Below are 24,518 nucleotides of genomic sequence, written 5' to 3' on the forward strand. Positions count from 1 at the left end.
CGGTCAGGAGAGCGGCACGGGGGTAGGAGCCACTCGTCGGTGACGTACTGGCTATGCTCGCCCGCGAACGGTGACCCGCTCCTCGTCCGCTCCGAGCGGCGCCGGCCGCCCCCTTCGTCCCGCCCTCCATTCCACCCTCCAACCGGGAGAACCGTTGAGCTACGACGTGGTGGCCCTGGTCGCCGACAGACCCGACGAGCCGGCGGTCGCCGACGCCCTGCAAGACGTCGACCCGAAGCTGCGGCTGCACCAGCACGGGGACACCGACGTCCTACAGATCAGGGACGGGGACGGTCACCTCCTGGCCACGTTCGAACCCGGGCGGCGGGTGGAGCGCCCCGACGACGTCGTGCGCCTGCTCGGTGCGGAGGTCGTGGCGGGACTGCCGGACACGTTCTGGTGGGTGGAGACACGTGCCCGCCCCGACGCGCGGGGCCGCGAGGTGGCGCACCGGTTCGCCGACGGGCTCGCGCTGCGGCTCGGAGGCGCGGTGTGGACCTCGGGCGGGGCCGACTTCGGCCTGTGGGAGGAACCGGGGCACCCGGCCGTCGACCGCACCGCGGCCCGAGCCCTCCTGGTCGTCCAGGACCGCGCGGTGGTGCCCTTCGACTCCTGGCTCAGCGACGCGGTGGCCACGCACACCGGGGAGAGGACGCTCCAGGTGCTCACCCCCGCGACGTCGCGGCTGACCTACGGGGCCCGGACCTTCCTGGCCGGACCGCTGGGGCGCTGGGTGGTACGGGGCGAGGACGGTGACTGCCACGACGGCATCACCGGGCTTCCGGTGCACTGGGACACCGAGTACGGGTTCATTCCGGCCAAGGAGCCGGCGGGGGTGGACTGGGCCGGGAAGGAACCGGGCGCCGAGCCGGTTCCGGGCTTCCTCGCGGACTTCGCCGAGACCGCCGGAACGCAGTTGGTGGTGGACGTGTCCGTGCTCCACCGCGACCCGCTCACCCCGCGTCCGGGCCGTGCGGCGGAGGTCGTCGCCGAGCACCTGGCCGGGACCGCGCCTTCCGGGTGGGGCCCGTACGAGCCCGCGCTCATGGCCTGGGACCGCGAGCGGCTGTCCGGTTTCGTCCAGCAGCGCAGGCCCGAGCCGTCGATCCTGTACCTGTCCGGGCCACTGGGCCTGGGACATCCCCTCTCCGGGCAGATCCGCCTCACCTGGCGCGGGGCCCACGCCCTGGAGAGGATCTCCGTGGTGGTCGGTTTCGAAGGCGAGGGATCCGTGCCCTTCGACGCGCTCCCGGAGCTGGTGGAGGCGCTCGCGGAGGAGGGACTGCTGGAGAGCCTGCGGGTGCGCCGCCTTCCCGGGCGCGGTGACACCACCTACGTGCCGGTGTGGGCGGGACCCGCGGTTCCGGTCGGGCTGGCGATCGGACCGGAGCGCCTGCGCCGGGTCGGGGCCGGCCGCGCCCAGGCGGGACCGATCAGGGGCACGCTCGTCGGCGAGGGCGAGGAGCGTGCCGCCTGGTACCCGGTGCTGGAGGACGCGGCCGCGCCCATGCGGGCACTGGAGCTCACGCGGAGGCAGACCGCCTACCTGACCGCGGCCTCCCGAGGGTGACAAGGAGACGGGAGTGACCTCCGGGAAAGGGACGTGCGTGGCCCTCGTACACGGCCCCGTTGCCCGGGCCTTTTCTCCCGTGCGGTGAAAGTGACGTGTGTCACGCGCATCGTCCTCATCTGCGCGTTCTCGCCCGGCGGCCGGGAATCCACCTCCTGATCACCGCGAACGCGGTTTTCCCCCGAACCAAAACCGATCGTGAAGTGTCACCCCGTATGCGCATACTGCTACAGCCGTGCCCTGAGGCCGTGGGGCGTGGGATGTCGACGAAACGAACGCAGGAGGTGTCGCCGGATGAAGTTCGAGCTGGTCGAGCCGTCGGCCGAGAGTGTCCCCGCCGCCGGACCCCGACGACCCCGTCACTCGGCGCCCGCTGACGAGGATCCGGCGGGACGGGCACCGCCCACCGCACCGGAACCGGACGAGACCTCCGTCAAGCCCGTCGGGGAACGTATGGCCAGGACGGTCCAAGGCGTGCGTGCCTCGCTGAACCTGCTCCAAGCCCACGTCGCCGAGCAGAGCATGGCGGAGGCCCACCGCTCGGCCGCCTCCGCTTCGGCGGCCGACCCCGGGGCCGCGTTCCGCCCGCACAGGTTCACCGCCCCGGCGGGGAGGGACGACCGATGAGCAAGTGGGACATCGACGTGGGCGGGGTCGCGCTGGTCCTGACCGGCCTCGGCGACCAGCTCGGTCTGGAGGGAGGCGGGTTCTCCGCCACCATCGACTCCACCGCCGACGGGATCGACATGGCGCTGAACAACGCCAAGAGCCCGCCCGTGGAGACCGCCCTGGCCGGGTTCCTCGACCACTTCACCGGCAAGACCGACGCCATGTTCACCCGCAGCCTCTCCTGTCTCCAGGGAGCCAACGACGCCACCCTGGCCTACAACGAGGGCCAGGAGGAGATGGCCGCCGAGGCCCAGCGGCAGGCGGGCACCGGCGACAACCTCGACCTCTGACCCGACGCTCCGTCCCTCCCCGCACCGCCCCTTCCCCCATCCCTCCCTGTCCCTCCCCGCCCCCACGGAAGGCCCCCTGGTGAGTTTCGAACCCACCCAGCCCCAGGACGGCGTGGACTCGAACATGTTCACGCTCATCGACCCCGAGGCCATCCCCTATCCCCTGACCGACGTGTGGTCCCTCAACTACGCGGCCGAGACGCTGCGCACCGGCGGTGAGGACCTCTTCGGCGGGGCCGAGGACATGCGTTCCACCTGGCGGGGCCTCCAGGCCCACTACGAGGCCCCCGAGAGCGAGGCGCTCTTTTCCAAGATGGACCCGGTGGTGACCAAGGGCGAGGACATCTCCGGCGACCTGGCCACCGTCGCCGCCGCGCTGGAGGACCTGGCCGAGGCCGCCAAGACCGCGCGGAGGTCGCTCAACACCCTGCGGATCGAGGCCCAGGGCTTCTGGAACCGGCACCACGACGAGAAGGTGTGGTGGCTGACCGAGGACGAGGAGACCGACGAGTGGGCGCTGACGGAGAACATGCGCCTCAAGGACGCGGTCAACGCCGCCTGGGCCACGTTCAACGAGGCCGAGAACGACTGCGCCTCCCGGATCTCGGCGGTGTTCGGCGGTCCCGCCTACGCCTCGCCCGGCCAGGCGGGCGGGGACGGCGTGCTCGTCTACGGGCTGCCCACCGACGCCGGCGAGCGCGATCTCTCCCTGGAGACCGCCTTCAGCTTCGAGGGCGTCAACAGTTTCGCCAACGACGCCGCGGCGTGGGCGGGCAGCGAGTTCCACCCCTCCCAGATGGACTGGGGCAACGACAAGGGCCAGGCGCTCTGGGACACGGTGGTCACCGACGCGCTGTGGGGCTCGGCGGTGGGGCTGACGACCAAGCTCGGGTACTGGCACCCCGAGAACGGGTGGCGCTTCGACGCATCGGGTCGCTGGGAGAACGCCAAGGCGGCCTGGGACGACGCGAAGATGGACGCGGCCGCCCTCATCGGTATCCACGACGACCACGGATGGCTGTGGGACCCCGGAGCGGGCGGCCGGGAGGGGTGGGGCGCGGGATGGGACCGGTGGACCGACAACCTCGACGCCAGCAAGGACGAGTTGTGGGAGGGGCACACCGCCTGGTCCACGCGCGAGGACGGCACCGCCTACTCCAACACCACCATCGGCGCCAACGTGGCGTTGATGACCGGCGGGCTTCCCCTCAAGCTCGCCAAGATCGTCCTCGGAACCGGTGTGGGCGGCTCCGGCGGTATGCCCTCCGACGGCTCGGAGGGTTCCGAGGGCTCTGGTGACTTCGGCGGCTCCGGCGGTTCGGACAAGTCCACGTCGCAGGGCGGCCCGGGGACGGGGGAGTGGCCCAGCAGCCCGCTGCCGAACGCCGGGGAGGGCAGCCGCCCCACCGGTGAGCGCTTCGAGAACCCGCTCACGGTGCTGCGGGAGTCGCTGCTGGACCCGAACCGGTTCCGCGAGAACCCTTCACCCTCGCCCCGGCCGGACACGCCCTCCACCCCCGCGCCCGATTCCGGTGGCGAACGGCCCTCTCAGAAGCCGACCACGCCGCAGAGTGGTGACACCCCACAGCCCCAGGACAGCGGCACACCACCCGACCGCCCGAGCGGCGAGGGCGACCAGACCGAGCCCCGTCCTGACGGGGAGGTCGCGGACGCGCCGAGCAGACCCGAGGAGAAGCCCGGCGCCGCGTCCTCGCCCCCGCGTCCGGAGAGCGAGTCCCAACGGGGTGAGACCGAGGCGCCCCGCGGCGAGGACGATCCCGGGGAGCGTCCCCCGCGTCGCGATGAGGATGTCGAGAACAGTCAGGATGACGACCCGACCCAGCGCCGCGACGATGAGCAGGAGGGTACGGGCGGGCCGCGCGAGGAACAGGGGCGCCCCGAACCCGCCACAGGCGGCGGCAGCGATGGCGGCGGCGGTGGCGACGATCCGCCCCAGGACCGCACCGGCACCGGAGGCGACGGTAATGCAGACGACGAAAGCCACGGGCGCGATGACGAAGCCGCAGGCGATGAGGAAGTCGATACGGGAGCTGGTAACCCGGAGAGGCTGCTGGATGTTTTTCCCGACAAGGTAGAACTTGACGGTCGAGTCCCTCGGCCTGAAGACGTTGGTCCCGCGAGCTACAGTCAGCCCACAGTGGAAGATCTCCACAGAGAAGGCCGGATCGGTGAGGGTTGGGAGTACTTCCAATCCAAGGAAAAGGAAATCGCAGAATTTCTTGAAGAATATGGGATTCAGGTCCAATCGGTGGCAGAGTCCACGGAGGCTGGCAAAAAGTCGCCCGAAGCTGTCATTTCAGGAACCGGGCACACTGTTGAATTTAAGACTCTTGACTCGGCGTCCGCGAACGCCATCCGATCGAACATCAAGGGAGGACGTAAACAGTCAAGTCGTCTAGTCCTTGACCTGCGACCTTCGGGGATGAGTCAGGAAGACTCCATGGCGGCATTGGGTTCACCACTCCGCAGGTATGGTGGAGACCTGGACGAACTGATCGTTATCGGTGGCGGTTTCGTCATCGTCTGGCCGTAGGGATGACAGTGGCGAAAGTAGAAACAATCATGGTATCCGCAGGGGTCAATGAAGTCGTCGAGAAGATTAGAGATTTCCCGGAAGTCACTTCTGAAGAAGTGAATGGCGATGTCTTCGAGTTCTACTTCAGTGATATCTCGGATATGTTTGGCGACCTTGCGGTAGACGTAGAAGAATTCGATGGATACGAAGGTTTCGTGACTTCCATAGACGTGTACGGAACAACATGGACGGAAAGGCCTGAAAGGGTTCAGTTCTTCTTTGATCTCCTCGTGCAGAGGACAACGTGGGAGCTTGGTGCCCGCTTCGATGAGAACGACCGTCCTCTCGTTCGCAGGACTCTCCGGAAGTAACCCCTGTCTGAGACACCGGTCTACCTGGCAGGGGGTGGTGGTTTGATGAGGTGATCGTTCTTCCTCGGAGCGCGCAGATCTCCAAGGAGGGTGGTTGATGAGTGAACTCCTGAGAGCACCGGAGGCTGTCGGTTCATGGGAGTGGTTCGTCGGCACGGGCGAGAAGGCAGGTGTCTTCGAATGCCTCTCCGCACTGGGGACCGTCGCCGGGATCCTCCGCCGCCACGGATTGCTGAAGGTCGAAGCCGTCGAGTTTTGCTGGGAGCATCCCCGAAGCCGCAGGCCCGATGCCTACCGGACCGTCCCGGTTGCCGGAGCCGTCAACACGCCTGAGTGTGCTCAGAGCATCCTGGCTTCACGTCCGCGGGATACGTCTGACGCACAGGTGAAGCTGCTGCGGGCGCACGGTGGTGGTACGTGGATTGACGCCTGGGGGGATACTCACACGGAAGCCGGCCTCGTCCTTCTGGAGACGACGCCGCTGTTCGAGGACGTTGCTGTGGAGGTGGCCGTTCACCACGACGTCTGGGCGTGCTACGCCTTCTCCGGCGCTCCTCATCCAGAGGTGCACGCCTCTAACGCTCCACGACTTTCAGTAGTTCTAAGGAGGTCGAGTCCACCCTGCGGTCCGAAACCAATCCAGGGGAAACCACCTACTTCGGTGTTGTGGAGGGCTACGGCATCCAGGCACCCCCGAACCCTACGAGATCGTGGACGGCCGCGCCCCCGACCTCACTGACAGAATCGTCTGAGTCGGCTCGACTTCCGGCCCGTGCATTCCCGCTCCGAGCCAGCGGGCCGGTGCGCGTGACAGCGGACGAGGCGAGCCGACCGCACGGGCCGTCTTCTCAGGTGTGCTGCCGGAGTTGCCGTGCGCTCCGCGTGCTCGCAAGGTAGTCCGGGCTCAGGCAGTTGTCCCAGTCGTCGGCGCTGCGCTGCTCCCAGTCGTATTCATCGAGTTGGGCGTCGTACTCCATTTGCGCCCGGTGCACCACGCGTCCGCGCCAGAGAAGCTCCACACGCTCCACACGGGACTCCCTCGCGGAGCCGTGGTAGCCGCGCTCCACGAATCCGTGCAGCCCGTCCGGCTCCATCCCCATGATCTCCGCGTTCCAGTAACTGGGAGTCGTCGGTGTGGCGAGTCCGCCGGGGGCCACGTCCATGACCGGCGGGTCCCACTCGACCTCCGTCGAGCACGGCCCCGCCTTCTCGATGTCGGTCCGGTCGTTCCCGGTCTGGTAGCGGCCGGTGACGCCGACACGCCAGGCGCCGTCGCCGTCCGGCTCCCAGGAGACGGACGGCATGCCGAGGTCGGGAAGGCGGTCGGCAGCTCCGAGCACTCGCACCTCGTCGAACCCGTACCAGAACGCGCCGTGCCTGGTCTCCCCTTCCTGGCCGAAGTGCGTGATGGTGTCCTGGAAACCGCCATCGTCGAAGAAGCGCTCCCACATGCAGGCGTACTGGTCGCGGTGGTCCTCCCAGAAGTCGTAGAAGCCCGGGTTCTTCCCGCAGCCGGCCTGGATATCGAGGAGACTTCCGTCGTCCGTCCGCCGGACCACCACCGGGACGTTGTACGACCCGCGCTCGTTGAGCACCCGGTCGATGATCCATACGGCCTCGTCGCGACCGATACTCCGACCAGGACGGGAGATGACACGCAGGAAGCTCGTGAAGATGTTGGACACGGGATCTCTCGCTTCTTTCGGGCATCGGCGCTGTCGGGAGAGCAGTCGAGTGACCGGACGGCGGAGCCTCCTGTATGTGCCCGAGGTACTCGACGCAGCGGCATAACCGCCTACAGGAACCTCAGGCGTCGGTGCGTGGAGTCCCGCTCCGGTACGAACGTATGTGAAGGGGCGCCCAGCCAGTGTCCCGTGCCGCCGCTCCCGCGCAGGCCGGACCGTTCCCGCCGTCCAACGAGCCATCGCGAACCCCGCCGCCGCGTCGGCTGGACGGTGGCCTGCCACGCCCTCGCTGCCGCATCGGGAGCCCTCGCCCAGCACCTCACCGGGTTGTTCGGCTGAACCTGCTGAACCGGCGGAACCGTCGGACCAGGACCACTCCGGCCACACAGCGGCCTCACCGGCGCGAGGGACCCGGTGCGGCCACGGTTGTCGGCATCTCGTTCGCGACGGTCGTGGAGCACGGTCGCCGTCCCTCCGAGCGTGAGAACCCGCTGGTTCGGTGAGCCGGGAATCGACTAGGCTCCCGTCCGTGCCCGAATCGGTTGACGTGGCCGCCTAGCGGCGGCCGACCCCAGAGTTCTCCGCCGCATCAGCGACCATGCCGGTGCGGCACCGCGTGCTGCCCGGCTCCGCTTCCGATGCCACGGAGCCCCTTCTTGTCCACACGCGAACGCGGCGGGGTACTGCTCCTCGCCGTCCTGCTCTCCACACTCACCTTCCCGCTGGCCATCACCGGCGCCTCGGTGGCGCTGCCCTCCATCCAGACAGATCTCGGCGGCACCCTGTCCGCCGGCCAGTGGGTCGTCAACTCCTACAACGCCTGTTTCGCGGCCTTCCTGGTGTGCGCGGGGTCGGTCGCCGACGCGGTCGGCCGCCGCCGGGTCTACTCCTTCGGCCTCGCCCTGTTCTGCGTCAGCGGACTCCTGTGCCTGTTCGTCCAGGACATCGTGGTCCTGAACCTGCTGCGCGCCGCGGGCGGTGTCGGCGCCGCGGCGGCGGTCGCCGGAGGCAGTGCGATGATCGCCGCGGCCTTCGACGGCCCGGCACGTACACGCGCCTTCGGCCTGCTGGGCACGGTCCTGGGGGCCGGCACCGCCTTCGGCCCGGCCGTCGCCGGCCTGATCGTCGAGACCCTCGGCTGGCGTGCCGCCTTCGCCTTTCCGGCGGCGGTCGCCGGACTGGTGCTCGTCCTGGTGCCCCTGGTGCCCGCCTCGCGCGGTACCGGCAGGCCCGTGGACCGGTCCGGAGCCGCCCTGTTCACGTGTGCGCTGCTCACGCTGATCGCCGTCTTGGTGGAGGGTCCCGGGTACGGGCTTCCCACGGTGCTCGGGGGACTGGCGGTGTCGGCGGCCCTGGTGGTCGCCTTCGTGCTCGTCGAGCGGCGCGCACGCGAACCCCTGGTGGACCTGGGACTGCTGGCCAACCGCGGGTTCGTCGCCTACGCCTTGGCCGCCGCCGCGTTCATGGCGGTGCTCGTGCCGCTGCTGGTGTACCTGCCTTCGTACCTGATCGCCGTCGTCGGCCTGGGCGCGGGCCGGGCCGGTCTGTGGCTGCTGATGCTCACGCTTCCCACGCTGCCTCTGCCCGCACTGGGCGCGGAGCTGGCGGCGCGCCTGCCCCACACGGCGGTCGTGGTCGGTGCCCTCCTGCTGTGCGGAACCGGTGCCATGGGACTGCTGGCGCTGGGCCCGGACACCGGCCCGTGGCGGCTGCTGGCACCGTTCCTGCTGATCGGGACAGGTGTGGGCCTCACCAACGGGACCGTGGACGGGATGGCCATGGGCGTGGTGCCCGTCGAACGGACGGGCGTCGCGGCCGGGGTGTTCAACGCGACCCGGATCACCGTGGAGACGGTCGCCCTCGCCGCCGTCGGCGCCGCTCTGGCCGTGCTCACCGGAGGACGTCTGAAGGGCGAGCGGTTCACGGACGCGTTCCATCTGGTGGCTCCCGCCCTGGGCGGGGCGGCCCTCCTGGCGGCGGTGGTGGTCCTGGTCCTCGGAAGGAGGCGGACCGTGCAGCCGTCGGACGTATCCCGGTGAGCCGGAGGCCGTGACGGTCCGGCGCCACCAGCGCCGCACACGGGTCGGGGCGGGCACCGCGCCCGCCCCGACACCGCGTCGTCCCCGTCGTGTCGTCCCCGTCGTCTCTCCCGCTACCTCTCGAGGTCCTCCTCCTCGTCGGGCCGCGCCGAGTCCGGGCTGAGCGGGTCGTGTCCCACCGACATCAGTCGGTGCCGCCACTCCGCGTCCTCTCGGTGGGGATCGGCCAACCGGTCGCGGACGAACTCCGACACCTCGCGCATCAGCTCGACGTCGTCCTTGGTCACGTCCACCTGGCGCTTGTTCAGCAGGTTCACGATCGCCTCGCCCCTCCTCCACACCGGGTGGGCGGGGTCGTTGCTGAAGGCGTTCTCACCGGAGGCGTTCGTGAGCAGCCACTCACGCAACTCCTGGCCGGTCATGTTCACCACCGAGTGGAAGTCGTTCCACACCTCTTCGACGACGGGATCGTGCTCAGCCATCTCTTCCCCCTTCGCTTGGCTTCGTTCTACGCGGTCAGACCCGCCGGCGTCTGCCCCGGGTGACCGCGAAGCCCACGGCCCCGGCCGCGAAACCCGCGGCGCCCACGAGGGCCGCGGTGCGGCGACGCTGGTTCATCTCCTGGAGAGGACTGGACTCGTGCGCCTCACCGTCGAACTCGCCGTGCGCGCCGTAGTCGCGCTCGTCGTCCAGGGGCTGGAACAGGTTGTCCCGCTCGGGCGGCCGGAGGTCGCGGATCTGGGCCTTGAACCCGCTGCGCCCCTGCTGCCAGGTGACCAGGCGCGGCGCGAGCCGCTGCCCCAGGACGGTGACCACCGTCGAGGCCCCCACCCAGTACCGGCGCCGCCGCGGATGCTCGGCGCCCCAGACGATCGCATCGGCCACCACCTCCGGCTGGTACACCGGCGGGACCGGGCGCGGACGGCCCCCCACGCGCGAGCGCACCCACGTGAACTGCGGGGTGTTGACCGCGGGCAGGTGCACCTCCGTCACCTTGACGTGCGAGCCCTGGTGGACCAGTTCGGAGCGCACCGAGTCGGTGAACCCGCGTATCGCGTGCTTGGCCCCGCAGTACGCGGCCTGGAGGGGGATGCCCCGGTAGGCCAGGGCCGACCCGACCTGCACGATCACGCCCCGGTCCCGGGGCAGCATGCGCTCCAGGGCGGCCTGTGTGCCATGCACGTAGCCGTGGTAGCAGACGTCGGTGACCCGGCGGTACTCCTCCGGTTCGATCTCCATGAACGGAGCGATGATCGAGGCGAAAGCGCAGTTGACCCAGATGTCCACCGGTCCCAGCTCGGACTCGACCCGTGCCAGGGCCTCGCGCACCGCGCCGGCGTCGGTCACGTCCACCGGCACCGCCATCGCCGGCACCCCTTCGGCACGGGCCTCCTCCACCGCCGCGTCCAACCCGGCCCGCCCCCGCGCGAGGAGGGCCAGGGCGTATCCCTTCCTGGCGAACTCACGGGCGGTCGCCCGGCCGACTCCGGCGCTGGCCCCGCTGATCACCACGACTTGGCTGCTCGGTTCCCCGGCCACCTCGGCCACCTCCCCGCAAGGTCGACACGGCCTCTCGGCTGCTCCCTCCGTCCCCGCTACCCGGGAGCACCATCCGTTATGTACACGTCACGGCAAGCTTCTGAACCGCTGTTTCCCGGTGGGCGTCCCTGGGCAGTCGCCAGCGGAAGGGAACCCTCAACGGCAGCACGGGTCCGGAGGGACGGGCGGGGCGAAGCGCGGTGCACACCGGCGAGCACGGCTTCCTCCCGCAACGCCGTACCCGCGTTCACCGCACCCGCTGCCCACCACGCCGGCGGCGCCGCATCGGGCGGCGCCGCACCGCACGACCGGACGCACGACAGGCCGGGCAGCGGAGCGGGACGACGAAGGAGGAACGAGAGGCGATGGCTGACAACACCACCGGCGAGATCAAGGAGACGCTCCACCAGGAGGCGGAGGCCTACCGGGGCGACAGCGATCAACCCCTCTTCGGATACGCCGCCACGGTCTCGGTCTACACGGCCCTGGCGGGGGCGGGGCTGCTCGCGGCGCGCAGGTCCCGCCGGGGCGGCGCGGCCGCGAACGTGGGCCCGTGGGACCTGGTGCTCATGGCGCTGACCACGCACAAGCTGTCCCGCCTGGTGGCCAAGGACCCGGTCACCAGCCCCCTCCGGGCGTTCTTCACCCGGTTCAAGGGGGTCTCGGCGCCGTCCGAGCTGGCCGAGGAGGTACGCGGCCAGGGCGGACGCCGGGCCGTCGGTGAACTGGTCACCTGCCCGTTCTGCACCGCGCAGTGGATCGCCACCGCGTACGCCTTCGGCCTGGTGTTCGCGCCGAACGCCACCAGGGGAGCAGGAGCGGTGTTCAGCTCCGTGGCCGTGTCCGACTGGCTCCAGTTGGCGTACGTACGCCTGCAGAAGGCGCAGGAGTAGGGCGCCGGGTGCCCTCTCCCGTTGATCTTGCTCCCAGTGCCACTCTCGACGTCCGACAGTGACGCCGAGAGCAAGATCGTCCGGGGCGAGGCGGGCAGCTCGCGGAGCCGCACGCCGGGGCCGCCCGGTCCTTCCGGCGTCCCCGCCTCCTTCCGGCGTCCCCGCCGTCAGGACCGGCGGCGCTCTCCGCCCTCGCGCCGTTCTCCGCGCCCGCGGCGTTCCCTGTGCTTGCTGCGTTCCCCGCCTTCCCCGCGCCCGCGGCGTTCTCCGCGCTCTCCGCCCTCGCGCCGTTCCCCGTGCTGACGGCGCTCACCGCGCACGCGGCGCTCACCGTGCCGACGGCGTTCCCTGTGCTTGCGGCGTTCCCGCTTCCCACCGCCTCGCTCATCCCCGGTGTCCTCGGTGTCCCCACCGCCCCGGGCGTCCTCGGGCCCCTCCGTCCCGGCCACCTCGGCCTCGGGCGGCTCCCCGATGACGAACCCGAAGACCACGTGGTCGGCGAGGAGCGCCGCCCTCTCCTGGGGGCGGGACCTACGGGCGTGGGCGAGGCCCAGAGCGGGGGCGATGACCAGCTCGAACGCCCCCCAGGCCATCACCCCGTAGACCGGACCGGCGAGCCAAGAACGCCGCAGCCTCCTCGGCAGGAGGGTGAACAGGGCACCCGCCGTGGCCCCGTACCCCCAGTGCGCCAGTTCGACGGCGGCCTTCCTCCGGTTCTTGGGGACGCTCTTCAGGACGGCGGGCACGCCCTCCTTCAGGATGGCGTCGGGCGGTGTGCGCTTGACGAATCCCAGGCCGACCTCGGCCTGCCGCATACCGGTCATGGCCATCGCACCCGTGGCCCCGCGCACGACACCCCTGATCCAGGGGCGTTTGGGCGGGGAATCCGGCTTCCGGGTCATCTCCTGGCTCCCTTCACACATGCACCTGCCGTGTATCCCCTCTGACCGGTGCGCGCGTTCCCACACGCCCGACACGGGCGTGGGTTGGCGGAGAGGCCCGTGGGTAGTCGTGACCACCACACCGGCGGGAGGACCACACCGGCGGAAGGACACGGGGAGCAGAACCGGGGGATGTATGGAGCCGCGGCGGGGAACGGACGAGCTCGTACACGGAACCATGGTCTCGTGGTGTGTACCGGGGCAGGGGCCGCCGCTGGTCTGCGTGCACGGCGCGGGCGTCTCCTCCAAGCAGACCCTTCCCCTGGTCAGGGCCCTCTCCGGACGGATGGAGGCCTGGGCCGTCGACCTGCCGGGGTTCGGGGAGAGCACCGCACCGGACCGTGATCCCACGGTCACCGGCCTCGCCGAGGCCCTCCTGGACTGGGTCCGGGCCCAAAGGCTCACAGAGCCCTGCCTGCTGGGGGTCTCCATGGGCGCCCAGGTGGTCGTCGAGGCGGCGGTACGCGCGCCCGGCGAGGTGGGATCGGTGGTGCTGGCGGGGCCGACGGTCGACCCGCGGCTGCGCTCGCTGCCCGTGCTGGCCGCGCGCCTCATGCTCGACAACTTCCGCGAGGGCCCCTCATTGGTGGTCTCCGGCGTCACCGACTACCGCAGGGCGGGACCGCTCCGGGTCCTCCGCAGCTGGCTGGCCAGCCGGGACCACCGGATCGAGCGGGTCCTGCCCGAGGTCGGGCGGCCCGCACTGGTCCTGCGCGGGACCAAGGACCCCCTCTGTCCCGGGCACTGGGCCGAGGAGGTCACCCGCCTGCTGCCCCGGGGACGTCTGGTGACCGTTCCCGGGCAGCCCCACGCGCTCACCGCCGCGGCCCCCGGGCGGGTCGCCGACCTGGTCCACGACTTCGTCGGAGAGGCGGTCCGATGAGACGGCGCGGGCGGATGACACCGGAGCGGTCCGTGGCGGGCTTCGACTCGGCCACCAGTCTGCTGCGGACGCTGTCGTCCTACAACGCGGGCGGGGACGTCCCGCTCGCGGGGGAGGCGCCCGGCACGCTGGAGGGAGCCGTCGCGCTCGCCGCACAGGCCGCCAACCGCGCCCCCCGACGTCTGAAGGAACGCGTCTACGCCGCGGCGGGCTGGTCGGAGGCGGTCCCGCGGCAGCGCGTCGGTGAGATCGACTCCGACGAGCTCGCCTCCTGGGTCACCGGCCACTACCCGGGGAAGCAGTCCGAGGTTGCCTTCGTGGGCTCCTCCAACGGGGCGCTCACCCACCTGGCAGCCGCGCTGGAGGCACCGTGGCTCCCGCAGACCCTGCTCATCCCGGTCCGCCGCGGCGGCGTACCCCCCGATGACGCGTCGGCCGACCTGCGCAGGATGCGATCCACCGGGGAGGAGCTGGTGCGGGCCAACCCCGACTGGCGGCTGCACCACATGCACGACCCCAACCAGGACCGGCTCATGATCTCGGGCATGTGCTACTTCCGGGTCAAGTGGCTGCGGCTGCCCGACGCCTACCGTCGCTTCCTGCGCTCGCGTCTGGTGCCCGGGGGCACACTCGTCGTCTCGGACTGCGCCCTGCGGTGGCCCACCACACGGGTCTCGGACCGGTACGTCTTCCAGCACGGGGGCTTCGGCGGGGCCGCCCCGGAGGAGCTGCGGTACGGCAGCGAGCGCGTCCGCGAGTTCCTGCGCGCCCAGGGGTCGGACCACACGAAGTTCGACGGGCCGGAGCCGGACGGCGACGGCCCCGAGGCGGAGTGGGGGTTCGCCCCCGAGCTCATGGACGACCTGCGCGAACTCGCCGACGAGGAGGGGTGGACGCTGCGGCGGCTGCGCTACGCGGAACCGGAGTCGCCCAGCCCGGCCGTCGCGGAGCTGTACCGCGACTGGTACCGGAGCCGGGGCCTGCCGCCGGACCGGCTGCTGGTGGAGTCCTTCATGCTCGTCGAGCCCTACTGGGCCCTGCGCACCGGCTCGGTCCCCTTCTGGACGGTGTTCAACAAGGAGCCGTCACTGCGGAACCTGGAGGAGTACCTGGACCGGGTGCCCGACTACGAGGAGATCCGGATGGCCCTGTTCTCCCACGGCGTGGACTCGGTGGGACTGGCGCGGGCCGAGGAGTGGGCCCGCGTACTGGACCGGGCCACCAAGGTGGGCTCGTTCCTGGGCACGGATCCGTCTGCCTTCCCCCGCGACTTCGCGGTCTTCGCCCGGTTCCACCGCGAGCTGACGCGGGTGCGCGGGCGGCAGCCCATGCCGCCCCCCATGCGGTGGCCGGAGGCCGCCGAGTCCCTCGCGGGCGCCGACGGAGTCGAGCTGGTGAAGGAGAGGGACTAGCCACCGCCGACGGAGCCGGACCCCTCGGCGGCGCGCCCGTCAGCGGCCCGGCTCCCGGCCACCGCGCCGGCCGCGGGAGGGAAACCGGCCGAAGCAGAGCACCAGGGGAGTGGAGGGGGACGATGATCGATCGGCTGAGGGAGGCCGTGGCCGACAGCCGTTGGCTCACAGGAGTGCGCCGGGCCCTCGCGTACCGGGGATACGAGCGCGAGACCGCCGTCATCATCCTCAAGAGCGTCATCGCCTCGACCGTCGCCTGGGTGCTGGGCTCGCTCGTGGGGGGCTCCTCCCAGATCGGGTTCGCGCCCTTCTCGGCCCTCCTGGTCGTGACGCCCAGCGTGTACGGGTCGGTGCTGCAGTCCGGCCGCTACGTGGCCGCGGTCCTCCTCGGCGCGCTGATCGCCGGCGCGGGCGGGATCCCCATCGGCAGGAGCATCTGGCTGTTCGCGCTGGTCGTGCTGGTCGCGCTGCTGGTGGGACAGCTCTCGGTCTTCGGGGAACAGGGCAAGCAGATCGCCGTGGTCGCGGCGTTCGCACTCGCCGGGGGTACCGCGGGCAGCCTCGCGAACCTGGGGGCGCTGCTGCTCATGGTCCTGGTGGGGACGGCGACCGCCGTCGTGACGAACGCGGTCTTCGCCCCCGCGATCCGCTTCCGTGACGCCAAGAACGCCGTGCTCGACTTCGCCGAGGCCCTGGGCGACCTCTCCCGGCAGATGGCGGACGGGTTCCGGGAGGGCAGGGACGGGCTCGAAGACGCCGACTACTGGAAGCGCACCGCGAGCCGCTTCGACGACACCGCGCACAACGCCCAGGAGACGGTCGCGCAGCAGGAGTACCGCACGCGCCTGAACCCGCGCACACTCGTGAGCGGGCCCCCTCCGCAGGACAGGCCGGTGGCCTACCGCGACTGGATCACCGGCCTGAGACGGGCCTCGCGGCACCTGCAGTCCCTCACCCGCACCCTGGCCTTCGCGCGTTCCTCCCACTCCAGCTTCCCCGAGCCGAGCGACGCCTTCCTGCGCGCGTTCGCCCCGGTCCTGGACGCGGCCGCCGACGCCTTCCAAGCCGTGCACGACGCCGACGAGCCCGAACGCGAGACGTACTCACCCGATCTGGAGTCCTGTCTGAAAGAGGCGTTCCAGAGGATCTCGCAGACGCGCGAACGCATCGACGAGTACGGGACCGAGGAACTGTGGTCGGTGCACAGCGCGATGCTCACCGACATGGCGCGCCTGTTCGAGGAACTGTACGCGGGGCATGAGAACACCGAGCGCAGCGAGCGCGGAGGTACGTGAGAGTACCCGGGCAGGACACGACGGGGGAAGGGAGCGGACATGGGACCCGCAGCGAACGGGACACCGGCGGTCCGCGTGGCCGCCGTCCTCGGCGCCCTCGTGCTGGTCGCCGGATGCGGCGGCCAGGAGGGCGGTACCGGAGGAACGGAGGAGAACGGGGGCGGGGGATACGGAAGCGGTTCCGCCAGCGCCACCGCGGTCGATCCCGGAGAGCCCGAGGTGGTGGCCACGGGCCTGGAGGTGCCGTGGGGGGTCGCCTTCCTCCCCGACGGCTCCGCCCTGGTCTCCCAGCGCGACCTGGCCGAGATCGTCCGCGTGTCCGGGGACGGCGCCGTCACGGACGTCGGAACCGTCGAGGGGGTCTCGCCGGTCGGGGAGGGCGGCCTGATGGGGCTGGCCCTGCACCCGGACTTCCCCGACGAGCCGTATCTGTACGCCTACCACACCTCGGAGTCCGACAACCGGATCAGCCGGATGGAGTACGACCCGGGGAGCGGGGAGCTCGGGGAGGCCGAGGTCGTCCTCGACGGCATTCCCTCCTCGTCCCACCACGACGGCGGCCGGATCGAGTTCGGACCCGACGGCATGCTCTACGTGGGCACCGGGGACGCGGGCCGGTCGCGCCTGGCCCAGAACATCGACTCGCTGGCGGGCAAGATCCTGCGGATCACCCCCGAGGGGGAGCCGGCGCCGGGCAATCCCTTCGACAACCGCGTCTACAGCTACGGACACCGCAACGTGCAGGGCCTGGCCTGGGACGGGGAGGAGAACCTGTACGCCACCGAGTTCGGCGCGGACAAGCTCGACGAGATCAACCTGATCGAGGCGGGCAACAACTACGGGTGGCCCGAGGTGGAGGGCCCCGGCGGCGGGGACGAGTACGTCGACCCGCTGGTGACCTGGAGTCCCGAGGAGGCCTCGCCCAGCGGCGCCGCGATCGCGGGCGGCTCCCTGTGGGTGGCCGCGCTGCGCGGCGAGCGCCTGTGGGAGGTGCCGCTCACCGAGGACGGGCTGGGCGAACCGGTGGCGCACTACCAGGAGGAGTACGGCCGCCTGCGCACGGTGGCGACCGCTCCGGGCGGCGACGGGCTGTGGCTGACCACCAGCAACCTCGACGCTCTCGGCAATCCCGTTGCGGAGGACGACCGCATCCTGAGGGTGCCGCTGGAGTAGGGGCCGGGGGAGCCGGCGCTCGCCGTCGCGCGCGGCGCCCCGCGGAGTGCCCGGGCACCGCGCGGGAGGCCCGGCGGGGTGCCGCCGAAGACGGCGGACGGGGCCCCACGCTCTCCTGCGGGGCCCCGTCCTCTTTCCCGGAGGGGGTGTGCGGGGCGGGCGCCCTTCGCGCCCGCCCGTGGGGGTCAGCCGCAGACGGAGCCGTTGAGGGTGAACCTCTCGGGCACGGGGTTGGCCCCGATCGGGAGTTCGCCGACGAAGCCGAACGTCACCTCTCCGTCGGGGGCGATGTCGCCGTTCCAGTCCAGGCTCCGGGCGGTCACCGTGTGCCCGGACTGTGTCAGCTCACTGCTCCAGTGGTGCTCCACGGTCTGCGCGCCGGTGAAGGACCATTCCAGCTCCCAGTCCGTCACGGGCTCGCCTCCCGTGTTGCGGACGGTCACCTGGGCGTTGAAGCGGTCCGGCCACTTGTCGTTGACCACGTAGTCGACCTCGCAGGAGGCCCCGGCCGCCACGGAGGCGTCGCCCTGGTCGGCGACGAACCCGGCCACCCAGGCCAGCGGGGCGTTCCAGTTGATGGTCAGCTCGTTGGTCGCCCACGACTCGATGTCGTCGATGTAGCAGAACTGGGGGGCGCACCCGTCCAGGTTGGCCTGGGCCACGGGGTCCCAGGTGGAGGGCTGGGAGTTCGGCCCGCCGGACAGGGTTCCCTCGGGCGGGTTGGGCAGATCCGGGTCGAGCTGGTGGGCGTACCAGCGGCTGTGCTGGTTCATCGCGGCGTTCTCGCCGTACCCGGTCACGTACGACTGGTTGAGGGCGTTGCGGCCCAGGACGTAGTCCATGCCCTCCAGGACGGTGTCACGGAAGCGCGTGTCCCCGCTGATGTCGTAGGCGCTGGCCACGACCACCAGGTTGTTGAGGATCTGGCTGTTGGAGCCCCAGACGAACGCGCCGTCCTCGGGGGCGTAGGCGATGCCGTAGGGGCTGGCCTCCAGGGCGCTGACGTACTGCTCGGCCCCCTCGACGACGGAGGCGCGGACCTCGTCGCGGCCGTCCAGGGAGCTGGGCACGGTGGCGAGCTGGAGGCGGCCCAGCGCGGCGGTGTTCTGCCAGCTGAAGCCGTGCCCGGAGAACACGTCGGCGGTGTGCGACCCGGACGAGGTCACGGCCTCCTCGTAGGCGTCGTCCCCGGTGGCCAGGTACAGCTCCGCGGCGGCCCAGTAGAACTCGTCGGCCACATTGCCGTCTCCGTAGGGGCCGCCGCCCTGGCCGCCCTCGGCGGCGTAGCGCTCGGGGTGGGCCCCGGCCGCGTCCCAGGCGGTCTCGGCCGCATCCAGGCACTCGGCGGCGAAGCCGGCGTCATAGGGCGCGAACACGCGGGAGCACTGGGCGGCGGCCGCGGCCAGGTTCAGCGTGGCCGCCGTCGACGGCGGGTGCAGGTAGCGGGGCTGGGGGTCCTCGGAGGGCAGCAGGGGCAGACCGGTCCAGGCCTCGTCGTGGACCTTGTGGTGCGCCATCCCCGCGAGCTCCTCGCCCTCGGGGACCTGCATGGACAGCAGGAACTCCATCTCCCAGCGGGCCTCGTCCAGGACGTCCGGCACGCCGTTGTCCCGCTCGGGGACGGCCAGGGTGGAGTCGGCGACCCGGTCGGGGCTCCCGGTCGGCGCGGTGTGCGTGCGCTCGTAGACGCTCATCAGCTGGTGGACGGAGATGCCGCCGTTGACCACGTACTTGCCGTGGTCGCCCGCGTCGTACCATCCGCCGGACACGTCGAGCGTGTAGTCGCAGGGGGAGGAGGGGTGGCAGGTGACCTCGGTGTCGCCCTGGTTGGGCTCGACCCCCACGTGCCCGGCCTCACGGCCGTACCCGGGGGCGAGCTCGTCGAGGATCTCGATGCCGCTGCGCTGGGTGTAGTAGAAGTCCAGGGCGTCCGTGGCCAGGGTGGCGTAGGGGTCGGCGGTGATGCCGAAGGGGTGACTGGTCTCCCCGTCGGCGGTCAGGGTGTAGCCCTCACCCGTCCGGGTGAAGTCGCTGAAGTCGACGGTGTGCACGTTCTGCCCGGAGGACTCGTCCAGACCGTGCGGGACGGTGCTGCCCTCGGCCACGACCGCGCCCCCGGCGTCGGCCAGCGTCCAGGGCAGGGCCTCCTCGGCCTCGGTGACCACGGTGGCGTTCTTGGGTCCCTGCGGGAGGTAGCCGACCTGGTTGACCCGCACGCGTGGACCGGTTTCGGGTTCGTAGACCGGGGGTTCGGCGCCGCCGAGGAGGGAGACGTCGTCCAGGCAGAAGGTCCATGCCTCCTCGGACCCGCCGATCTGGAAGGCGAGCTGGGCGTCCTCCATGTCGGTCGACGCGGTGAACACGTACTCGTACCCGGTGGCCGTCTCGGTGAGCACGGGGCGCTCGTCCAGATGGGTGGTCCAGGGGTCCACGGGCTCCTGGACCAGGGCGCGGACGGGGAGTCCGTCGGCTCCGGAGGCGGTGAACGTGAGGGAGTAGGACTCCCCGGCCACGAGGGGGATGTCGTTCTGGCCGACGATCTGGTCCCATGCCGCACTGGTGCCGCCGGGTACGTCGACGCACAGGGCGCCGTCGTCGTTGACGGCGAGTTCGATCCCCTCCGTCGCCCACCAGCCGGTGGTGCCGTCGCTGAAGTCGCCGTTGGTGACCTGTTCGACGGGGGCGTCGTCGGCCTGGGCGGGGGAGGCCGCGAGGAGGCTCGCGCTGAGTGCGGCGACGGTGCCGAGCACCGTCGCCGTGTTCCTTCGTGCCGGGCTCAAGGGGGTCGGGTCCTTCCGCTGGGGGGTAAGCGGCCGGAAGCACTGGGAGCGCTCCCAAAAGTATGACCATTCTTGTGTCGCCCATCACACATGTCAATGGGGGTAAGCAGAACACCCCGCGTACCAGGGAAGACCGGGTGCGCGGGGTGGCGGTGCGGGAGACGGGGCCGAGGACGGAAGCGGTGGGGCGAGGGGGTCAGCCCGAGAGCAGGCCCCGGGCGACGACCTCCTCGACCAGGGCGCGGCGCACCTCTTCGGCGTCGCCCGTGTGCCCCTGGTGGCCGGTGGCGGCGCGCACCTCGGCGCGGACCGCCTCGACGACGGCGTCGCCGCGCAGGACCTCCGCGAGCGGGGCCGCCTCGACGGCCTCCTTCCAGCGGCGCAGCGCGTCCAGCCGGCCGTGGTCGACGGCCTCGCGGGTGATGTGGAACAGGGCGTCGATGTTGTGCTGGTAGGCGTCCGGGTCCGTGAGGTCGACGCTGATCACCTCCACCGGCCGGTTGCCGCCCTTGTCGTCGGGGCGCAGGTGGTAGACCTTCCAGAGGCGGCCGCTGGTGAGGATCACCCACTCGGCGCCCTCCTCCGCGGCCACGCGCCGGGAGACCTGGATGTTGCGCTGGTCGAGCTCCTGGCCGACCCTTCGCACCTCCACGGGCGCGAAGAGCTTGCCGTCCAGCACGATCGCGTAGTCGATCGAGTCACCGCTGGTCCGGTACTCGGTCGTCATGTCCTGGTACTTGCTGAAGTTCAGTCCGACGCTGAAGAAGTCGGCGACGAGCATGCGGGTGTCGCCGTCGTTGGCGTCGCGTTCGATGAGTTCGTTCAGCGGACCGGTGAGGCGGTCGACCGCCGCGGCGACACGGCCGTGAACGGCGGTGTCCCAGCTCAGAGTGGTGCTGGTGAACTCGCCGGTCCTGGTCAAGACCTGGGTCTCTTCAGCGTCCATGAACGTCCGTTCCCGTGTGTGTCCCGTATGTGTCGCAGGCCCCGCCGCACGGCTTTCTCCGGGGGAGCGGGGAGCACGCGGGCAGGGGAGAATCCGGCCCCGATGCTACAGCTCACGCGGGGTCCGGACGTCTCCAGGCTCCCCCTCCACCTGCGGAGGTTCCGCCCACCGGGGCCTCCCGCGGGGCACGGGAGAGCCGGGGCGCACGGCCGGCCTTCCGTGAGCATGGAGCACGCGAGGGCCACGGGACCGCTCGGAGCCCTCCGGGCGGTCCCGTGCGGGATCCAGGAAAAGGGCAGGTCACGGCATGGGTCATGTCCTCGCCGTGCCGGTTGTCCGCCATTCCCTTTGGGCCTGTGCGTCCCGGTTTCGTACGGCCGAACACCGGATCCGAAAAAGACGTGTTCACGGCTTGCGTTCGGAGGGGCACAGCGTGATAGCGTCATTTCCGGTCAGACGATGACGGTCATTTCGGGCCTTGTCCCGATGAGATGGGCTCACGCCCATCACGCCATTCCTCCCGTTTCGTCTTGGCCTTCCCCCTTCCCCCACGTATTCGCACCGCTCCCTCGGTGGAAGGAAATTCCGATGTCCGGACCTCATGGCTTCCTCGGCGCCCCCGGCGCCGACGCCGTGGCGTCCGCGTCGGCTCGACGCGCCCTCACGCTCGTCGGGCTCCTCATCGGGACCATCGGTGCGGTCTGGTTCCTCGGCACCTCCTTCGCCCAGGCCGACGAGCTGCCGCAGGCCGAGGGCACCGTCGAGCAGGCGGAGGCGCTCGGAGCGGCCGAGGACGCCCCGCTCGTGGGGGAGACGGCCGAGCAGGCGACGGAAGCGCTCCCCGGCGCGGAGCCGGAGGCACCGGAGGAGTCCGAGGCCGGGGCCACGAAGCCGGCCGAGCCTGTCGTGGCGACGGAGTCGGCCGAGCCGGTCGGGACGGCCGTTTCCGAAGAGGAGCCGATCCGGCCCGCGGCGTCGACCGGACCCGTCGAGTCGGTCTATCCGGTAGGCCACGCCACCGGGCACCTCGAAGCCGGGGTGCAGGGGGGACACCGGCTCACCGAGGTCGGACACGACACCTCCGAGGCGCTCGCGCGGCACACGGCCGAGGGCGACGCCGAGGTGGTCGGGCACCTGAACCGGGCCGTGAACGGGACCGCGACCGGACTCGGTGGCCGCGTCGGCTCCCTGCTCGGCACCACCGGCCCGTCCGGCCACGGGGAGCCCGTGTACGCGTCGGCCGAAGGCCGCGAGGCGCCGGGGAACCACGGCGCCGAGAGCATCCGCACCGAGCCCGTGGACTCCACGGACGCGCGGGAGGGCGTGCGGGCGGTCGCCGAGCTCCCGTTCCCGGCCTCCGACGAGGCCGTCTCCGGCGGCGCGACCACCGACGGAGCCCCCTCCGCGGAAGCGCCCACGACGGACCCCGCCGTCACGATCACCATGGACTCCGCCGCCACGAGCGGCGCCTCCGCTCCCGTGGTCGCGGGCTTCCTGACCACGGCAGGTTCCCTCCTTCCGGAACCCGGACCGACACAGGCCGCACGGCACGCCTCGCACGCGCTTCCCAGCGCGGCCGATGACGAGCCGACCTTCGCTCCCGACTAGGGATCCGTCTTCGCCGTCGCCTCTGAGCGCGACACCACGCCGGCACACGCCCTCTCCCAGACCCGGCACGGACTCCCACGGTCCGTGACCGACCGGACGCGCTGGGGACTGTCGTGAGCCCCGCTTTCCCCGAAGACAGCGGAGTTCTCGTCAGTCGGCGGCCGGCACAGGCCACGGACTGACATCCCCCGTCGAGAACCACACCGGCCACGGGCAGCACCGCATGCTCCCGGGCCGACCAGTCGGAAGCACACGAGAATCCGGAAGGATCCCCATGACCAGCAACACCCGTATCCAGGCCAGGACCCTGCTCATCGCGGCGGGCGCCGCCGGCTTCGTCGCCCTGAGCGGCGGCTTCGCGTCCGCCGACCCCGTCAAGGACGTCACCGGCGCGCTGGGAGGCGACGTCCCGGGGCAGGCGGCCGGTGCCGCCACCCTCCCGGCCAACGGCCTCCCCCAGGTCGCGGGCGTCACCGACACGGCGCTGCCCGCCGGTACCGTGCTGCCCGCCAACACGGTGCTGCCCGCCGGTACCGCGCTGCCCGCCGACGGCCTCGGGCTCTCCCGCGTGCACCAGGTCGGGGCTCCCGGGCTCGGGCAGGTCCTGGACAGCGGGGTCCTGAGCGCCGCCGAACTCCGTCAGGTCCCCGAGCTGGCCTCCCTGGCCGAGATCGCCGAGATCGACGGCGTCCGGGGCGTCGCGCTGAGCCACCTCGGCCAGCTGGGCCAGGCCGCCCCGACCGCCGCCGCGCTGCCCTCCCTGAACGGCGCCGTGCCGGCGGCCAACGGTGTCCTCGGCTCCGCCCACGGCCGGCTCAGGAGCTCCGGTGTGCCCGTTCCCCGGGCGCACGTGCCGCAGGTCGAGGCCGACAACTACGTCGCCGGCGCCCGGGGAGCCCTCCACCCGACGCGGACCCACGTCGAGCACACGGTCCTGCCGACCGCCCTGGGCACCACCTCCCACGTGACCGGTGCGGTCGCCACCGGTGACGTGCTCGGCCAGGCCGGTGCGGCCCCCGAGCACGCGACCACGATCGCCGGGCAGACCCTCGTCCCGGTCGTGTTCGTCGTGCACGAGGCCCAGGGCGACGCGGGGGCCGTGGCCGACGAGCTCGGCTCCGTGGCCGAGCAGGCCGTGGGCGGTCTCGGCGCCGGGCTCAACGGCGTCGAGAGCCTCGCCCTGGTCGGTGCCGGGGACCTGGCGAACGACGTGAGCCCGGCCGACCTGGAGGTCATCGACATCGCCGACCTGCCCACGGACGGCGCGGTCGACGGCGCGGTCGGGAACCTGCCGGAGACCGCCGAGGTCTCCCAGGCCTCCGAGGTGACCGAGGTGACCGAGGCGGCCGACGTGGACACGGGCGCCCTGCCCGAGGCCCCCGTCGGCGGCGCCGTCGAGGAGACCGTCGGCGGGGTCGCCGACGCGAACGTCACCGGCACCGTGGACGAGGCCACCGACGGCCTGGAGGAGGCCACCGGCGGCCTGACCGGCGAGGCGCTCGACACCGAGGACGCCGACCTGCTGGACGGCCTGGTCTAGGAACCCCCGAACCGGGTGCCCGCCCCGTGGGGCCGGGCACCCGTCCCCTCGGAGTCGCCGGAGGGTCCACGCCGGTCGTCGTGGACATGTGGGGAGTGCACGACACGCGGACCGGTGTCGGCGGGCCAGGGAGGAGACCCGCCGTCCGTACGACTCCGAGAGCGGTCCCGGACGGGCTCGCGGCCGAGTGCCGCGGTGCTCCCGTCCGGGACCGCACTCCGTATTCGGCGCATGAAACGGTGGCCGAAATACGTGGCGTATAGGTGACCGAAAAGAGTTCCCAAAATATGCGGAGCGACCCTGGATGAAATAGGGGTGATCCTCCGCTTTCACACCGCCAACGTGTGC

General features: G+C 71.4%; 19 protein-coding genes. 13 read left to right on the forward strand and 6 right to left on the reverse strand.

Annotated elements, in window-relative coordinates:
* Window positions 1-154 precede the first annotated feature (154 nt).
* The 5 genes from NOSIN_RS23495 (at window position 155) to NOSIN_RS23515 (ending at window position 5,436) form a co-directional block, all read left to right on the forward strand.
* A complete protein-coding gene (locus NOSIN_RS23495; protein ID WP_077692820.1) occupies window positions 155-1,570 on the forward strand; it encodes a DUF6177 family protein in 1,416 nt (471 codons plus the stop codon).
* Between the two features lie 294 nt (window positions 1,571-1,864).
* Complete coding sequence (locus tag NOSIN_RS23500; protein WP_077692821.1) at window positions 1,865-2,197, forward strand: hypothetical protein; 333 nt, start codon at window positions 1,865-1,867, stop codon at window positions 2,195-2,197.
* Window positions 2,194-2,529: a DUF6507 family protein gene (locus NOSIN_RS23505; protein WP_077692822.1), complete on the forward strand. Its 336-nt coding sequence runs from the start codon at window positions 2,194-2,196 to the stop codon at window positions 2,527-2,529. The genes NOSIN_RS23500 and NOSIN_RS23505 overlap by 4 nt, the downstream gene beginning before the upstream one ends.
* A gap of 79 nt (window positions 2,530-2,608) precedes the next feature.
* Window positions 2,609-5,083 carry a hypothetical protein gene (locus tag NOSIN_RS23510; RefSeq protein ID WP_077692823.1) on the forward strand — a complete coding sequence of 825 codons (2,475 nt, stop codon included), beginning with the start codon at window positions 2,609-2,611 and terminating at the stop codon, window positions 5,081-5,083.
* Window positions 5,084-5,091: 8 nt separating this feature from the next.
* Entirely contained in the window at window positions 5,092-5,436 is a 345-nt protein-coding gene (locus NOSIN_RS23515; RefSeq protein WP_143832986.1) for a hypothetical protein, read from the forward strand.
* Window positions 5,437-6,284: 848 nt separating this feature from the next.
* Here the strand turns inward: NOSIN_RS23515 and NOSIN_RS23520 are convergent.
* Window positions 6,285-7,121, reverse strand: coding sequence for a hypothetical protein (locus NOSIN_RS23520; protein ID WP_077692825.1), 837 nt, complete (start codon window positions 7,119-7,121; stop codon window positions 6,285-6,287).
* A gap of 656 nt (window positions 7,122-7,777) precedes the next feature.
* Here NOSIN_RS23520 and NOSIN_RS23525 point away from each other — a divergent pair.
* A complete protein-coding gene (locus tag NOSIN_RS23525) occupies window positions 7,778-9,160 on the forward strand; it encodes an MFS transporter (protein WP_077692826.1) in 1,383 nt (460 codons plus the stop codon).
* A 113-nt stretch (window positions 9,161-9,273) separates the two neighbouring features.
* On the opposite strand, the gene NOSIN_RS23530 is transcribed toward NOSIN_RS23525, so the two are convergent.
* The gene (locus NOSIN_RS23530; protein ID WP_077692827.1) at window positions 9,274-9,642 is read right to left on the reverse strand and encodes a DUF3140 domain-containing protein; all 369 of its coding nucleotides are present in this window, start codon (window positions 9,640-9,642) and stop codon (window positions 9,274-9,276) included.
* Window positions 9,643-9,676: 34 nt separating this feature from the next.
* Window positions 9,677-10,699, reverse strand: coding sequence for an SDR family oxidoreductase (locus tag NOSIN_RS23535; RefSeq protein WP_077693740.1), 1,023 nt, complete (start codon window positions 10,697-10,699; stop codon window positions 9,677-9,679).
* A gap of 365 nt (window positions 10,700-11,064) precedes the next feature.
* On the opposite strand from NOSIN_RS23535, the gene NOSIN_RS23540 reads away from it, so the two are divergent.
* Window positions 11,065-11,592 (forward strand): DUF1360 domain-containing protein, encoded by a 528-nt coding sequence (locus NOSIN_RS23540; RefSeq protein WP_077692828.1) that lies wholly within the window; start codon window positions 11,065-11,067, stop codon window positions 11,590-11,592.
* 167 nt (window positions 11,593-11,759) lie between these two features.
* Here the strand turns inward: NOSIN_RS23540 and NOSIN_RS28140 are convergent, their stop codons facing one another.
* Window positions 11,760-12,494, reverse strand: a complete 735-nt coding sequence (locus NOSIN_RS28140) for a hypothetical protein (RefSeq protein ID WP_309232703.1) — start codon at window positions 12,492-12,494, stop codon at window positions 11,760-11,762.
* A gap of 217 nt (window positions 12,495-12,711) precedes the next feature.
* On the opposite strand from NOSIN_RS28140, the gene NOSIN_RS23555 reads away from it, so the two are divergent.
* From NOSIN_RS23555 to NOSIN_RS23570, 4 genes are all read left to right on the forward strand, one after another.
* Window positions 12,712-13,416: an alpha/beta fold hydrolase gene (locus NOSIN_RS23555; RefSeq protein WP_309232704.1), complete on the forward strand. Its 705-nt coding sequence runs from the start codon at window positions 12,712-12,714 to the stop codon at window positions 13,414-13,416.
* A 32-nt stretch (window positions 13,417-13,448) separates the two neighbouring features.
* Window positions 13,449-14,828, forward strand: a complete 1,380-nt coding sequence (locus NOSIN_RS23560; protein WP_236743429.1) for a hypothetical protein — start codon at window positions 13,449-13,451, stop codon at window positions 14,826-14,828.
* Window positions 14,829-14,950: 122 nt separating this feature from the next.
* Complete coding sequence (locus tag NOSIN_RS23565; protein WP_077692832.1) at window positions 14,951-16,123, forward strand: FUSC family protein; 1,173 nt, start codon at window positions 14,951-14,953, stop codon at window positions 16,121-16,123.
* Window positions 16,124-16,162: 39 nt separating this feature from the next.
* Entirely contained in the window at window positions 16,163-17,296 is a 1,134-nt protein-coding gene (locus NOSIN_RS23570) for a PQQ-dependent sugar dehydrogenase (RefSeq protein WP_077692833.1), read from the forward strand.
* Between the two features lie 185 nt (window positions 17,297-17,481).
* Here NOSIN_RS23570 and NOSIN_RS23575 read toward each other — a convergent pair whose 3' ends face one another.
* Window positions 17,482-20,076 carry a glycoside hydrolase family 9 protein gene (locus NOSIN_RS23575; protein WP_077692834.1) on the reverse strand — a complete coding sequence of 865 codons (2,595 nt, stop codon included), beginning with the start codon at window positions 20,074-20,076 and terminating at the stop codon, window positions 17,482-17,484.
* Window positions 20,077-20,272: 196 nt separating this feature from the next.
* A complete protein-coding gene (locus NOSIN_RS23580) occupies window positions 20,273-21,022 on the reverse strand; it encodes a hypothetical protein (RefSeq protein WP_077692835.1) in 750 nt (249 codons plus the stop codon).
* 588 nt (window positions 21,023-21,610) lie between these two features.
* Here NOSIN_RS23580 and NOSIN_RS23585 point away from each other — a divergent pair.
* Together NOSIN_RS23585 and NOSIN_RS23590 are read left to right on the forward strand one after the other, a co-directional pair.
* Window positions 21,611-22,630, forward strand: a complete 1,020-nt coding sequence (locus NOSIN_RS23585; RefSeq protein ID WP_077692836.1) for a hypothetical protein — start codon at window positions 21,611-21,613, stop codon at window positions 22,628-22,630.
* A gap of 274 nt (window positions 22,631-22,904) precedes the next feature.
* Window positions 22,905-24,170: a hypothetical protein gene (locus tag NOSIN_RS23590; protein WP_077692837.1), complete on the forward strand. Its 1,266-nt coding sequence runs from the start codon at window positions 22,905-22,907 to the stop codon at window positions 24,168-24,170.
* Window positions 24,171-24,518 lie beyond the last annotated feature (348 nt).

Source organism: Nocardiopsis sinuspersici, from assembly GCF_001998325.1.
GTDB classification, from domain to species: domain Bacteria; phylum Actinomycetota; class Actinomycetes; order Streptosporangiales; family Streptosporangiaceae; genus Nocardiopsis; species Nocardiopsis sinuspersici.